Annotated in this window: 12 protein-coding genes and 1 pseudogene; all 13 read left to right on the top strand. The window is 73.1% G+C overall.

What is annotated here, in order from left to right:
* Window positions 1-182, top strand: a pseudogene (locus ACFOY6_RS21995) (hypothetical protein); the annotation flags it as partial.
* Between the two features lie 4 nt (window positions 183-186).
* Window positions 187-1,656, top strand: coding sequence for a UDP-N-acetylmuramoyl-L-alanyl-D-glutamate--2,6-diaminopimelate ligase (locus tag ACFOY6_RS22000; RefSeq protein ID WP_379633465.1), 1,470 nt, complete (start codon window positions 187-189; stop codon window positions 1,654-1,656).
* On the top strand, window positions 1,653-3,089 hold the full coding sequence (locus ACFOY6_RS22005) for a UDP-N-acetylmuramoyl-tripeptide--D-alanyl-D-alanine ligase (protein WP_379652240.1): 1,437 nt from the start codon (window positions 1,653-1,655) through the stop codon (window positions 3,087-3,089). Before ACFOY6_RS22000 ends, ACFOY6_RS22005 begins: the two co-directional genes overlap by 4 nt.
* Window positions 3,086-4,174 (top strand): phospho-N-acetylmuramoyl-pentapeptide-transferase, encoded by a 1,089-nt coding sequence (gene mraY, locus ACFOY6_RS22010; protein WP_109516079.1) that lies wholly within the window; start codon window positions 3,086-3,088, stop codon window positions 4,172-4,174. Before ACFOY6_RS22005 ends, mraY begins: the two co-directional genes overlap by 4 nt.
* A 1-nt stretch (window position 4,175) precedes the next feature.
* Window positions 4,176-5,567 (top strand): UDP-N-acetylmuramoyl-L-alanine--D-glutamate ligase, encoded by a 1,392-nt coding sequence (gene murD, locus ACFOY6_RS22015; RefSeq protein WP_379652241.1) that lies wholly within the window; start codon window positions 4,176-4,178, stop codon window positions 5,565-5,567.
* Complete coding sequence (locus ACFOY6_RS22020) at window positions 5,567-6,688, top strand: FtsW/RodA/SpoVE family cell cycle protein (RefSeq protein ID WP_109516081.1); 1,122 nt, start codon at window positions 5,567-5,569, stop codon at window positions 6,686-6,688. Before murD ends, ACFOY6_RS22020 begins: the two co-directional genes overlap by 1 nt.
* Entirely contained in the window at window positions 6,685-7,806 is a 1,122-nt protein-coding gene (gene murG, locus ACFOY6_RS22025) for an undecaprenyldiphospho-muramoylpentapeptide beta-N-acetylglucosaminyltransferase (RefSeq protein WP_379652242.1), read from the top strand. The genes ACFOY6_RS22020 and murG overlap by 4 nt, the downstream gene beginning before the upstream one ends.
* Window positions 7,806-9,242 (top strand): UDP-N-acetylmuramate--L-alanine ligase, encoded by a 1,437-nt coding sequence (gene murC, locus ACFOY6_RS22030; RefSeq protein WP_379652243.1) that lies wholly within the window; start codon window positions 7,806-7,808, stop codon window positions 9,240-9,242. The genes murG and murC overlap by 1 nt, the downstream gene beginning before the upstream one ends.
* Before the next feature lie 8 nt (window positions 9,243-9,250).
* On the top strand, window positions 9,251-10,153 hold the full coding sequence (gene murB / locus ACFOY6_RS22035) for a UDP-N-acetylmuramate dehydrogenase (RefSeq protein WP_379635979.1): 903 nt from the start codon (window positions 9,251-9,253) through the stop codon (window positions 10,151-10,153).
* Window positions 10,150-11,061: a D-alanine--D-alanine ligase gene (locus ACFOY6_RS22040; protein WP_379652244.1), complete on the top strand. Its 912-nt coding sequence runs from the start codon at window positions 10,150-10,152 to the stop codon at window positions 11,059-11,061. The genes murB and ACFOY6_RS22040 overlap by 4 nt, the downstream gene beginning before the upstream one ends.
* Window positions 11,051-11,965, top strand: coding sequence for a cell division protein FtsQ/DivIB (locus ACFOY6_RS22045; protein ID WP_379652245.1), 915 nt, complete (start codon window positions 11,051-11,053; stop codon window positions 11,963-11,965). Before ACFOY6_RS22040 ends, ACFOY6_RS22045 begins: the two co-directional genes overlap by 11 nt.
* Window positions 11,962-13,263 carry a cell division protein FtsA gene (gene ftsA, locus ACFOY6_RS22050; RefSeq protein WP_109516086.1) on the top strand — a complete coding sequence of 434 codons (1,302 nt, stop codon included), beginning with the start codon at window positions 11,962-11,964 and terminating at the stop codon, window positions 13,261-13,263. Before ACFOY6_RS22045 ends, ftsA begins: the two co-directional genes overlap by 4 nt.
* Window positions 13,264-13,321: 58 nt before the next feature.
* A partial coding sequence (ftsZ, locus tag ACFOY6_RS22055) for a cell division protein FtsZ (protein WP_379652246.1) occupies window positions 13,322-14,412 on the top strand: 1,091 nt, incomplete at its 3' end.

The raw sequence follows: 14,412 nt of genomic DNA on the forward strand, positions 1-14,412 counted from the left end.
CGCTGCGCGCGCCGCAGCCCGGCCCGGCGCCCGCGCAGCCCCGGCCCCTGCCGCGCGCGGTGCCGATGCCCAACATGCCGGCAAGCCCCGGCAGCCTGCCGCCGCCCGTGCCGCTGCGCATGACCTCGGCCGACCCGTCCGCGCCGGTTCCGCGGCGGGAGGCGAGCCTTGCAGCTCGCTGACCTGATGCGCCAGGCCCTCGGATCGCAGCGCCCGGCCACCGCCATTCCCTTCGCGGGGCTGCCGATCACGGGGTTGACGGCGGACAGCCGGGCGGTGGCGCCCGGCTACCTGTTCGCGGCGCTGCCCGGCGCCCGGCAGGACGGGCGCGCTTATATCGCCGAGGCCGTGGCGCGCGGCGCCGGCGCCGTGCTGGCGCCGGACGGCACCGAATGGCCCGCCGGCGTGCCGCCCCGCCCGCTGCTGACCGATGCCGACCCGCGCCGCGCGCTCGCCCGCATGGCCGCCGCCTTCCACGGCACCCAGCCGGCGCGGATCGTCGCCGTCACCGGCACCAACGGCAAGACCAGCACGGTGGACTTCCTGCGCCAGCTCTGGGCACTTTCGGGGGTGAAGGCCGGCTCGCTCGGCACGCTCGGCCTGCGCGCGCCGGGCTTCCCCGAGACAGCCTCCCTCACCACGCCGGACCCGGTGGCGCTGCACGCCATGCTGGCGCAGCTCGCCCGCGCGGGCGTGCAGAGCGTGGCGCTGGAGGCATCCTCGCACGGGCTGGAGCAGCGGCGGCTCGATGGGCTGATGCTCACCGCCGCCGGCTTCAGCAACCTGACGCGCGACCACCTGGACTACCATGGCGGCATGGAGGCCTACGCCGCCGCCAAGCTGCGCCTGTTCGACACGCTGCTCGACCAGGGCGACGCCGCCGTGGCCAATGCCGACATGGCGCCCGAGATCCTCGCCGCGCTGCGCGGCATCGCACGCCGCCGCCACCTGAAGTTCCACACCGTGGGCGAGGCGGGCGAGGCGATCCGCCTGCTGCGCCAGACCCCGCGCCCCGACGGCCAGGAGATGGTGCTGGAGGCCTTCGGCCGCCGCGCCGAGGTGGCCCTTGCCCTGCCCGGCCGCTTCCAGGCGGACAATGTGCTGCTCGCCGCCGGCCTCGCCATCGCCACCGGCATGGCGGCCGACACGGTGCTGGCGCTGCTGCCGCGCCTCGTCGGCGTGCGCGGCCGCATGGAGCTGGCCGCCCGCCTGCCCAATGGCGCGGCCGCCTATGTCGACTATGCCCACACGCCGGATGCGCTGGAGCGGCTGCTCACCGCGCTGCGCCCGCACACCACGGGGCGGCTGCATGTGGTGTTCGGCGCCGGCGGCGACCGCGACGGCGGCAAGCGCCCGCTGATGGGCGAGGTCTGCGCCCGCCTCGCCGACCACGCCATCCTCACCGACGACAATCCGCGCAGCGAGGACCCCGCCGCCATCCGCGCCGCCGTGCGCGCCGGCGTGGCGGGCGGCGCCAAGATCACCGAGATCGGCGACCGGGAGGCAGCGATCGCCGCCGGGCTGGCGGCGCTGGCGCCGGGCGACGTGCTGGCGGTGGCCGGCAAGGGCCATGAGCCGGGCCAGACCATCGCCGGCGTGGTGCACCCCTTCGACGATGCCGAGGTGGTGCGCCGCCTCGCGGGGGTGGCGGCATGAGCGCCCCCCTCTGGACCGCGGCCGAGCTGCGCGAGGCCACCGGCGGCACCCTGGAAGGCGCTGGCCTGGACGGGCTGGCGATCACCTCCGTCGGCATCGACAGCCGCGCCACCGGCCCGGGCGAGCTGTTCGTGGCGCTGCGCGATGTGCGGGACGGGCATGATTTCGTGGCCGACGCCCTGGCGCGCGGCGCCGCCGCCGCGCTGGTGGACCGCGACCCGCCGGGCGTGGCGCCCGGAGCGCCGCTGCTGCGCGTGGGCGAGACGCTGGCGGGCCTTCAGGCGCTGGGCGCCGCGGGCCGCGCGCGCAGCACGGCGCGGCTGGCCGCCATCACCGGCAGCGTCGGCAAGACCACGACCAAGGAGATGCTGCGCCACGGCCTCTCGGCGCTGGGCCGCACCCATGCGGCGGTGGCCAGCTACAACAACCACTGGGGCCTGCCGCTCACCCTCGCCCGCATGCCGCGCGAGGCGGAATACGGCGTGCTCGAGATCGGCATGAACCACCGCGGCGAGATCGCGCCGCTGGCGCGCCTCGCCCGGCCGCATGTGGCGGCCATCACCACGGTGGAGGCGGCGCATATCGGCCATCTCGGCTCGATCGAGGAGATCGCCGAGGAAAAGGCGGACATCATGGCGGGCCTCGCCCCCGGCGCGCCGGTGGTGCTGCCGCGCGACGCCGCCATGTTCCCCCGCCTCGCCGCCCGCGCCGAGGCCGCCAGGCTGCGCGCCATCACCTTCGGCACGGATGCGGCGGCGGAATACCGCCTGCTCGGCTATGAGGGCGCGGCCGAGGGCGGGGTGGCGCAACTCTCCCTGCGCGGCGCGGCGCACACGCTGCATCTCGCGGCGCCGGGGCGGCACCTGGCGCTGAACGCGCTGGCCGCTATCGCCGTGGCCGAGGCGCTGGGCGCCGGCCGCGACGCCTTCCTGGCGGCGCTCGCGGAGTTCCGGCCCGGCGCCGGGCGCGGCGGGCGCGTGGCGCTGGACCTGCCCGGCGGCCCGGCCCTGCTGATCGATGACAGCTACAACGGCCAGCCCCCCGCCATGCGCGCCGGGCTCGGCGTGCTGGGGGCGCAGCGCCCCGGCCCGGGCGGGCGGCGAATCGCCGTGCTCGGCGACATGCGGGAGCTGGGCGAGCATGGCCCCGCTTTGCACGCATCCCTGCTCCCCGATGTTCTGGCCGGGGCGGATGTGGTATTTTGCTGCGGTGCACTGATGCGCGGCCTGTTTGACGCCCTGCCGGAGAACCGGCGCGGCGCGCATCGGGACAGCAGCGATGAACTGGCCCCGCTGGTGCGGCAGGCCGTGCGTCCGGGCGATGTCATTCTGGTGAAGGGGTCGCTGGGCAGCCGCATGGCGGTGGTGGTCCGGGCCCTGACATCGGCATCCCAGGACATGCGACCTGGGGTGCGCGAAGGGGCGCATTCATGATCTACAATTTCCTGTCCCCGTACGCGGACGGGTTCTTCCTGTTCAACCTGTTCCGCTACGTCACCTTCCGGGCCGGCGCGGCCTGCATGACGGCGCTGTTCGTCACCCTGTTCTTCGGCCCTGCCGTGATCCGCTGGCTGCGCAGCTTCCAGAATGGCGGCCAGCCGATCCGCACCGACGGGCCGGAAGGGCACCTGCTGACCAAGAAGGGCACGCCCACCATGGGCGGCGTGCTGATCCTGCTCGGGCTGGTGCCGGCCACGCTGCTCTGGGCGGACCTGCGCAACGGCTTCGTCTGGGCCGTGCTGATGGTGACGCTGGGCTATGGCGCGCTGGGCTTCTGGGACGACTGGCTGAAGGTCACCAAGCGCAACACCAAGGGCGTCTCCGGCAAGGCGAAGCTGGTGGTGCAGGCCGGTGTCGGCCTCGCCGCCGCCATCTGGATCACCCAGCTCATGCCGCCCGAGCTGTCCAGCCACCTGACCATGCCCTTCCTCAAGGAGGCGATGATCAATTTCAGCATCCTCTTCCCGCTGGTGGGGATGCTGGTGATGATGGGCGCCTCCAACGCGGTGAACCTGACCGACGGGCTGGACGGCCTCGCCACCGTGCCGGTGATGCTGGCCGCCGGCGTGTTCGGCCTCATCTCCTACCTCGTCGGCAACCGCCTCTTCGCCGACTACCTGCAGCTGAACGGCGTGCCGGGCACCTCGGAGCTGGCGGTGTTCCTCTCCGCGCTGATCGGCGCCGGGCTCGGCTTTCTCTGGTACAACGCGCCGCCGGCCAAGGTGTTCATGGGCGACACGGGCAGCCTCTCGCTCGGCGGCGCGCTCGGCGCCGTGGCGGTGGCCACCAAGCACGAGGTGGTGCTGGCCATCGTCGGCGGGCTGTTCGTGGTGGAGACGGTCTCCGTCATCATCCAGGTCTTCTGGTTCAAGCGCACCGGCCGCCGGGTGTTCCTGATGGCGCCGCTGCACCACCATTTCGAGAAGAAGGGCTGGGCCGAGCCCACCATCGTCATCCGCTTCTGGATCATCGCCATGATCCTGGCCCTTGTCGGCCTCGGCACGCTGAAGATCCGCTGAGATGAGCCTCCCCGCCCCCTCCCCTGCCGCCATCTTCGCGCCCTTCGCCGGGCAGCGCATCGCCGTGGTCGGGCTCGGCCGCGCCGGGCTGCCCTCGGCGCGGCGGCTGATGGGCTGGGGCGCGGAGATCCTCTGCTGGGACGATGGCGCGGCGGCACGGAACGCGGCCGAGGCCGCCGGCCTGCCGGTGGGCGACCCCTGCGCGGCGGCGGGCTTTCGCTTCGACGCGCTGCTGCTCTCCCCCGGTATCCCGCACACCCTGCCGAAGCCGCACCCAGCCGCGGCCCGCGCGCAGGCCGCCGGCGTGCCGGTGCTGTGCGACGCCGAGCTGCTGTTCCGCGCCGTGCGCGCCTCGGGAAGCCATGCGCGCTTCCTCGGCGTCACCGGCACCAATGGCAAATCCACCACCACGGCGCTGCTGCACCACCTGCTCCTGCGGGCCGGGCGCGTGGCGGAGGTGGGCGGCAATCTGGGCCCCGCCGCGCTGGGCCTCCCTCTGCTCAGTGATGACGGCGCCTATGTGCTGGAGATGTCCAGCTACATGCTGGAGCGCACCGATGCGCTGCACTTCGATGCCGCCATCCTGCTGAACCTCTCGCCGGACCATCTGGACCGGCATGGCGGCATGGAAGGCTACGCCGCCGCCAAGGCGCACATCTTCGGCCACCAGGGCGCCGACGACCTCGCCGTGATCGGCATGGACGACGCGGAGACCGCCGCCTTCGCGCAGGGCCGCGCGGCGCGGGTGGCGCCGATCTCCGGCCTCGCCCCGCAGCCGGGCGGCGTCTGGGCGGAGGGCCGCACGCTGCGCGACGCTTCCGGCCCGATCGCCGATCTCGACGCCGCGCCCGCCCTGCCCGGCAGCCACAACGCGCAGAACGCCGCCGCGGCCGCCGCCGTGGCGCTGTTCCTCGGCCTCTCCCGCACCGAGATCGCCACCGGCCTCGCCAGCTTCCCCGGCCTGCCGCACCGGCAGGAGCGGGTGGGCACGCGCGGCGGCATCGCCTTCGTCAACGACAGCAAGGCCACCAACGCCGACAGCGCGGCGCGCGCACTGGCCAGCTACGGCCGCGTGGTCTGGATCGGCGGCGGCGTGCCGAAGGCGGGCGGCATCGGCAGCCTGGCGCCGCTCTTCCCGCGCATCGCCGAGGCGGTGCTGATCGGCCAGAGCGCCGAGGATTTCGCCGCCACCCTCACGGCGCACGGCGTGCCCGTACAGGTGGCCGGCACGCTGGCGGCGGCGGTGCCGGCGGCACGGGACGCGGCGCGGCGGCAGGGCGTGGGCACGGTGCTGCTCTCCCCCGCCTGCGCCAGCTTCGACCAGTTCACCGGCTTCGATGCGCGCGGCGATGCCTTCCGCGCCCTCGTCGCCGCCATGCCCGAGGACGTGTGATGGCCCTCTCCCGCGCTGATACCTCCGTGCTTGGCCGCTGGTGGTGGACGGTCGACCGGTGGACGCTGGCGGCGCTGCTGGCGCTGGTCGGCCTCGGCTATGTCATGCTGCTGGCCGCCAGCCCGGGCGTGGCCGAGCGCATCGGCGCCAGCTCGCGCGACCTGTTCATCCTCAAGCAGGTCTTCTTCCTGGCGCTGGCCACGGGCGTGATGGTGGCCATCTCGCTGCTGCCGGTGAAGCAGGTGCGGCGCCTGGCGCTGCTCGGCTTCTTCGGCGCGTTGCTGATGACGGCGGCGACGCTCTCGATGGGTGTCGAGATCAAGGGCGCGCGGCGCTGGCTGCACCTTCCGGGCATGACCCTGCAGCCCTCCGAGTTCCTCAAGCCGTTCTTCGCCGTGGTCGCCGCCTGGCTGCTCTCCGAGGCGCGCAGCATGGGCTGGCGCGCCACCGCCGCCGCCTGCGCGCTGTTCGTGGTGGTGGCCGCGGTGCTGGTGAAGCAGCCGGACATGGGCATGCTCATCGTCATCGGCTCGGTGTTCTGCGCACAGCTCTTCGTCGCCGGCATCAACCTGGCGCTGGTGGCCGGCGCCGGCATCGCTGGCGTGCTGGGCGGCGTCGGCGCCTATTTCGTGCTGCCGCACTTCCAGTCGCGCATCGACCGCTTCCTCGACCCGCAATCGGGCGACACCTACCAGGTGCAGATCGCCATGGAGGCCTTTGGCCATGGCGGGCTGCTCGGCGTCGGCCCCGGCGAGGGCCGGCTGAAGAGCATGTTGCCCGACGCCCATGCCGACTTCGTCTACGCCGTCGCCGGCGAGGAATTCGGCTTGGCCATCTGCCTGCTGATCCTGGCGCTGTTCGGCTTCGTCGTGCTGCGCGGCCTGCTGCGGCTGCTGGGCGAGAAGGACATGTTCATCATCCTCGGCGCCACCGGGCTGCTGACGCAGTTCGGCCTGCAGGCCTTCATCAACATGGGCTCGGCGCTGCACCTGATCCCGACCAAGGGCATGACGCTGCCCTTCGTCTCCTATGGCGGCTCCTCGGTGGTGGCGGTGGCGCTCGGCATGGGCATGCTGCTGGCCATGACGCGGCGGCGGCTCGCGCGGACGGAGGAGGCATGAGCGGCGCCCCCATCGTCATCGCCGCCGGCGGCACGGGCGGACACTTCTTCCCCGCCGAGGCGCTGGCGGCGGAGCTGCTGCGGCGCGGCCACCGCATCGCGCTGATGACCGATGCCCGCAGCGCCGATTACAGCAGCCCCGCCTTCGCCCAGGCGGAGCGCTTCGTGCTGAAGGGCGCCGGCCTCGCCGGGCGCGGGCTGAAGCGCGCGGCCGAGGGTGCCGTGGCGCTGGCCGCCGGCACCCTGCAGGCGCGGCGGCTGCTGCAATCCCTCGCCCCCGCCGCGGTTGTGGGCTTCGGCGGCTATCCCTGCGTGCCGCCGCTGCTGGCGGCGCGCACCCTGCCCGCCGCGCGACGCCCCGCCACCATCCTGCACGAGCAGAACGCGGTGCTCGGCCGCGCCAACCGCCTGCTGGCGCGCGGCGCCGACATGCTGGCCCTCTCCTTCGCCGACACCACGCGCGTGCCGGCCGGCACCACCACCGCCGTGGTGGGCAACCCGGTGCGCCCGTCGCTGGCCGGGCTGGCGGGCCAGGGCTTCACCCCGCCGCAGGGCCCGGTGCGGCTCTTCGTCATCGGCGGCAGCCTCGGCGCCCGCATCTTCTCCGACGTGGTGCCGGAAGCGGTGGGGCTGCTGCCGGCACCGCTGCGCAGTCGCCTCTCCGTGGTGCAGCAATGCCGGGTGGAGGACCTGCCCCGCGTGCGCGCCGCCTATGAGGCGCTCGGCGTGCCGGCGGAGCTCGCCCCCTTCTTCGGCGACGTGGCCGGCCTCTACGGCACGGCGCATCTGGTGGTGGCGCGGGCCGGCGCCTCCACGGTTGCGGAGCTGGCCTGCGCCGGGCGCGGCGCCGTGCTGGTGCCGCTGCCGCACGCCATCGACGACCACCAGAGCGCCAATGCTCGGGCCCTCGCCGCCAGCGGCGCGGCGGTGGTGATGCCGCAGCCCGCCTGCACGCCGCAGGCGCTGGCGGAGAAGCTCGCCGCCCTGCTCGATTCCCCGGAGGCGCTGGCCCAGGCCGCCGCCGCCGCCGCCAGCCTCGCCGCGCCGGATGCCGCCGCGCGGCTGGCCGATCTCGTTCTCGCGCGCGCCACGGCGCGCCGCTCTCAGGAAGTCTCGTGATGCGCGCCCTGCCGCTGAATATCGGTCCCATCCACTTCGTCGGCATCGGCGGCATCGGCATGTCGGGCATCGCCGAGGTGCTGCATAATCTCGGCTACACGGTGCAGGGCAGCGACATCGCCGAGGGTTACAATGTCGAGCGCCTGCGCGCCGCCGGCATCGCCGTCACCGTGGGGCACGACGCCGCCAATCTCGGCAGCGCGCAGGTCGTCGTCATCTCGACGGCGGTAAAGCGCGACAACCCCGAGGTGGTGGCCGCCCGCCAGCGGCTGATCCCGGTGGTGCGCCGCGCCGAGATGCTGGCCGAGCTGATGCGGCTGAAATGGGGCATCGCCATCGGCGGCACCCATGGCAAGACCACCACCACCTCGCTCGTCGCCACCGTGCTGGAGGCCGCCAAGCTCGACCCCACCGTGATCAATGGCGGCATCATCAACGCCTACGGCACCAACACCCGCCTCGGCGAGGGCGACTGGATGGTGGTGGAGGCGGATGAGAGCGACGGCTCCTTCCTGCGCCTGCCCGCCGTCGCCGCCGTCGTCACCAACATGGACCCGGAGCACCTGGACCACTGGGGCACCGAGGAGGCGATGAAGCAGGGCTATGCCCAGTTCGTCGGCAACATCCCCTTCTACGGCTTCGCCGTGCTCTGCGCCGACCACCCCAACGTGCAGGCGATGATCCCGCATATCGACCGCCGCCTGATCACCTACGGCTTCTCGCCGCAGGCCGATGTGCGCGCCGAGCGGCTGATCACCGACCGCATGGGCGCCACCTTCGAGGTGATCGTGCAGGACCGCGCCACCGGCCGCAGCCGCAGCCTGAAGCCGATGCGCCTGCCGATGCTCGGCCAGCACAACGTGCAGAACGCGCTGGCCGCCATCGCCGTCGGCATCGAGATGGACATCGACGAGGGCACCATCCGCTCGGCGCTGGCCGGCTTCAAGGGCGTCAAGCGCCGCTTCACCCGCGTGGGCGAGACCAACGGCATCCAGGTGATCGACGATTACGGCCACCACCCGGTGGAGATCGCCGCCGTGCTGAAGGCGGCGCGGCAGGCCGGCGCGCGCGATGTCATCGCCGTGGTGCAGCCGCACCGCTATTCGCGGCTGAAGCAGCTCTTCGAGGAGTTCTGCCAGTGCATGAACGACGCCGGCACCGTGATCGTGGCCGATGTCTATGCCGCCGGCGAGCAGCCCATCCCCGGCGCCGACCGTGACTCGCTGGTCGATGGCCTGCGCGCGCATGGCCACCGCAGCGTGGTGCCGCTGCCCGGGCCGGACAGCCTGCCGGAGATGATCAACGCCATCGCCAAGCCGGGCGATTATGTCGTCTGCCTCGGCGCCGGCAACATCACCGCCTGGGCGCATGCGCTGCCGGAGAAGCTGGCCGAGTTGCAGCCGCGCGGGCCGCGCATGGCCGGGGGGGTCCGGTGAGCCGCGCCATGCCGGACAGCGCCACCCTCGCCCTGCCGCCGCTGCGCGGCCGCGTCCAGGCGGAGGCGCCGCTGGCGCCCTTCACCTGGTTCCGCGTCGGCGGGTCGGCGCAGTATCTCGTGCGCCCGGCGGATGTGGACGACCTGCTGCTGCTGCTGCGCGACCGGCCCGCGCACCTGCCGCTGACGGTGATCGGCGCCGCCTCCAACCTGCTGGTGCGCGATGGCGGTCTGCGCGGCATCGTCCTCAAGCTGGCGCGCGGCTTCTCCGACATCGTGGTGGAGGCCGACGGCATCGTCGCCGGCGCCGCCGCGCTCGACATGACGGTGGCCGAGCATGCCGCCGCCGCCGGCCTTGGCGGGCTGGAATTCCTCAGCGGCATCCCCGGCGCCATCGGCGGCGCGGTGGCGATGAATGCCGGCGCCTACGGCGCGGAAGTGAAGGACGTGCTGGACTGGGCCGAGGTGGCGACGCCCGCCGGGCTGCTGCGCCTCTCCGCCGCCGAGCTGGGCTTCGCCTATCGCCGCTCCGCCCTGCCCGAGGGTGGCGTTGTGGTGCGCGCGCGCTTCCGCGCGGTGCCGGGCGACATGGCCACGATCGCCGCGCGGATGCAGGCCATCCGCACGGCGCGCGAGGAGAGCCAGCCCGTGCGCGCCCGCACCGGCGGCTCCACCTTCAAGAATCCCGAGGGCCACAAGGCCTGGGCGCTGATCGACGCCGCCGGCTGCCGCGGCTTGCGCCAGGGCGACGCGCAGGTGTCGGAGAAGCATTGCAACTTCCTGCTCAACCTCGGCGCCGCCACGGCGGCCGACCTCGAGGGGCTGGGCGAGACGGTGCGGGCGCGCGTCGCCGCGCAGTCCGGCATCGCGCTGGAGTGGGAAATCAAGCGCATCGGGGAACCCGCCGCATGAGCCATGTCGCTGTCCTGTTCGGTGGCATCTCCACCGAGCGCGAGGTTTCGCTCTCCACGGGGCGGCAGGTCATCGCCGCGCTGCGCGAGGCGCGGCACGAGGTCACGCCCGTCGAGGTGACGGGCGACCTCGCCGCGCTCATCGCCACGCTGCAGCGGGCGAAGCCGGATGCAGTGTTCAACGCGCTGCATGGCCGCTTCGGCGAGGATGGCTGCGTGCAGGGCGTGCTGGACTGGCTCGGCATTCCCTACACCCATTCCGGCGTGCGCGCCTCCTCGGTGGCGATGGACAAGTCCGCCGCCAAGGCGGTGTTCGCCGCGCACGGCCTGCCGCTGGCCGAGCACCGCGTGGTGACGCCCGAGGAGCTGGCGGCCGAGGACCCGCTCGACCGTCCCTATGTCGTGAAGCCGGTGAACGAGGGCTCCTCCGTCGGCGTCGAGATCCTGAAGGATGGCGACAACCGCCGCGCCGAGATCGCCCGCGGCTGGCGCTTCGGCCGGCAGATCATGGCCGAGGAATACATCGCCGGGCGCGAGCTGACCGTGGCGGTGATGGGCGACCGCCCGCTCGCCGTCACCGAGATCGGCACCGGCCATGTGTTCTACGACTACGACGCGAAGTATGCCGATGGCGGCAGCCGCCACACCATCCCCGCCGCCATCCCGGACGCGGTGGCGCAGGCGGCGATGGATGCGGCGCTGCGCGCGCACCAGGCGCTGGGCTGCCGCGGCGTCAGCCGCTCCGACTTCCGCTACGACGACGCGACCGGCCGCCTCGCCCTGCTGGAGGTGAACACCCAGCCGGGCATGACGCCGACCAGCCTCGTGCCGGAGCAGGCGGCCTATCGCGGCATCAGCTTCCCCGAGCTCTGCACCTGGCTGGTGCAGGAGGCACGCCATGGTCCGTAGTCCCGCCCGCCTCCGCGCGGAGGACCGCACCCGTCTCTCCAGCGATGGCGGGCGCCCCAGCATGGCGGCGCCGCAGCGGCCGAGCGGCCTGCGCCTCTGGCTGCGCCGCCGCCGCGGGCTGCTGCGCCCGGCGCTCTACGCGCTGCTCGGCCTCGGCCTCGTCGGCGCCGGCGCGGTGACGGTGTCGGCGCTGGACCCGGCGGGCCGCTTTGCCTGGCTTGGCGAGAACATGGCCGAGGTCGCCGGCGCCGCCGGGCTGACGGTGAACGAGATCGTCGTGCGCGGGCAGCAGAACACGCCGCGCGAGCTGATCCGCGCCGCCATCGGCGTCGGCCGCGGCGACCCGCTGCTGGCCTTCTCGCCGACCCAGGCCAAGGCGCGGCTGGAGAGCATCGCCTGGATCGAGCAGGCCGAGGTGCAGCGCCACCTCTCGGGCAACATCCTGATCGAGATCCATGAGCGGAAGCCCTTCGCCATCTGGCAGCGCCAGGGCGAGTTCGCGGTGGTGGACCGCGACGGCCGCGTCGTCTCGGCCGACACGCTGGATGCCTTCGGGCCCCTGCCGCTGCTGGTGGGCGATGGCGCGCACAAGCTCGGCGCCACGCTGTACGACGCGCTCTCGCGCGAGCCCGAGGTGCGCCGCCGCGTGCAGGCGCTGGTGCTGGTGAACGAGCGCCGCTGGAACCTGCGCCTGCACAATGGCACCGACGTTCTGCTGCCCGAGGCGCACGAGGCGGCGGCGGTGCAGCGGCTGGGTGAATTGCAGCGCAGCAGCGCGCTGCTGGACCGCCCGCTGGTGGCGATCGACCTGCGCCTGCCGGACCGGCTGGTGGTGCGGCAGAACCCGGCGCCGGAGCCGATCGCGGAGCCGCCGAAACGCCGCGGCGGGAGCAGCCGCGGATGAGGAACCCGCCTCGCATCGCCACCGCCGAGCCGCCGCCCGGAGCACCCGCAGCACCGCGCCGCCGGCGCGCGCGCAGCGGCCCCTTCGGCGTGCTCGACATCGGCACCACCAAGATCGTCTGCCTGATCGCGCGCGTGGAGAATGACGGGCAGGCGCGCATCCTCGGCTGCGGCTGGCAGCGCGCGCGCGGCATCAAGGGCGGCAACATCGTCGATCTGCACGAGGCCGAGCAGTGCATCCGCGCCGCCGTGGCGCAGGCGGAGGATGCCGCGGAGGTCAAGCTGGCCGGCGCCATCGTCAACCTCTCCTGCGGCCAGCCCGGCTCACGTTTGATGAATATTCAGTGGCCGATCGGCGGCCGCGCCGTGGTCGATGCGGATCTGCGCGCCGTGCTCGGCGAGGGCCGCCGCCGCGCCGTCGATGACGGGCGCGAGACGGTGCATGCCGCGGCGCTCGGCTTCACCATCGATGCCACGTCCGGCGTCGAGGATCCGCGCAACATGGTGTGCGAGGCGCTGGTGGCGCAGATGCACCTCGTCGATGCCGCTTCCGCCTCGCTGCGCAACCTCGGCGTATGCCTGCATGGCTGCGACCTGGAGGTGGAGGAGCTGGTCTCGGCGCCCTACGCCTCCGCCCTCTCCGTGCTGGTTGAGGATGAGCGGCAGTTGGGCGCCACGGTGGTGGACATGGGCGGCGGCACCACCAGCATCGCCGTCTATGGCGAGGGGCATCTGCTGCACACCGCGCAGATTCCCGTCGGCGGCTGGCAGGTGACCAACGACCTCGCCCGTGGCTTGGCCACGCCGATCGCGCATGCGGAACGGATCAAGATTCTCGACGGCAGCGCGCTGAATGGCGGCGACGATGCGAAGACCATGGTGAACGTGCCGCAGGTCGGCGAGGACGACGATCATCTCGTCAGCATCCCGCGCGCCAGCATCGTCAACATCATCAGGCCGCGAATCGAGGAGACGCTGGAGCTGGTGCGGGACCGGCTGAACGCCGCCGCGCTCGGCCGCGATGCAGGTTCGCGCGTTGTACTCACCGGCGGTGCGAGTCAGCTCGTGGGACTCCGCGAACTGGCCGCACAAATTCTCGACCGTCCCGTGCGCCTCGGACGCCCCGCGATGGTGCGCGGCTTGCCAGAAACCGCGCAAGGTCCCGATTTTGCGACAACGCTGGGACTTGTCGCATGGGGCACGGGCGAAGGCCGCCCGCTGCTCGATATTGATCCTGGCCCGGAGCGCGGAAACGGCAAATTTGCCCGCTTCGTCAACTGGCTTCGCGACCGCGTCTGATGCAATCTGCCACCCGACCGCCACGCCCAACGCCCGCTACCCGAGGAGACACGCTGCAATGACGCTGAACCTGACGATCCCGCGCCAGCAGCACACTGATTTCAGCCCGCGCATCACCGTCGTCGGTGTCGGCGGCGCGGGCTGCAACGCGGTGAACAACATGATCGCCATGGGCCTCGACGGGGTCGAGTTCCTGGTGGCCAACACCGATGCCCAGGCGCTGGTGCACAGCCGCGCGGAACGCCGCGTGCAGCTCGGCCCGCACCTGACGCAGGGCCTCGGCGCCGGCGCCAAGCCCGAGATCGGCCGCGCCGCCGCCGAGGAGGCGACGGAGGAGCTGGCCCGCCACCTCGAGGGCATGCACATGGTCTTCATCACCGCCGGCATGGGCGGTGGCACGGGCACGGGCGCGGCGCCGGTCATCGCGCGCATGGCGCGCGAGCGCGGCATCCTGACGGTCGGCGTCGTCACCCGCCCGTTCGACTTCGAGGGGCCGAAGCGGCGGCGGGCGGCCGAGGCGGGGCTCGAGGATCTGCAGTCCTATGTCGATACGCTGATCGTCATTCCGAACCAGAATCTCTTCCGCAAGGCGAATGAGCGCACCACCTTCGCCGAAGCCTTCAAGATGGCGGACGACGTGCTGCACATGGGCGTGCGCGGCGTCACCGACCTGATGGTCAATCCGGGCCTGGTCAACCTCGACTTCGCCGACATCCGCACCGTCATGGCCGAGATGGGCAAGGCGATGATGGGCACGGGCGAGGCCGAGGGCGAGGACCGCGCGGTGAAGGCGGCCGAGGCCGCGATCAACAACCCGCTGCTCGAGGACACCTCGATGCTCGGCGCCAAGGGTGTGCTGATCAACATCACCGGCGGCTACGACATGACGCTGTTCGAGGTCGACGAGGCCGCGAACCGCATCCGCCGCGAGGTGGATGAGGAAGCCAACATCATCTTCGGCTCCTCGGTCGACGAGGACATGAACGGCCGGCTGCGCGTCTCGGTTGTCGCCACCGGCATCGACGCCATCCAGGAGCACAGCGCGGAGCGGCCGAAGCTGGTCGCCGTCGGCGGCGCGGCGCCGACGCAGGCGGTGGCCACCGCGCCGGTGCCCCCCGCCATTCCGCGCGGCGTGCCGGGCGCGCCGGC

Origin of the sequence: Teichococcus aestuarii, assembly GCF_042651065.1 — a bacterium.
In the GTDB taxonomy this organism is placed as follows: Bacteria; Pseudomonadota; Alphaproteobacteria; order Acetobacterales; family Acetobacteraceae; genus Pseudoroseomonas; species Pseudoroseomonas aestuarii.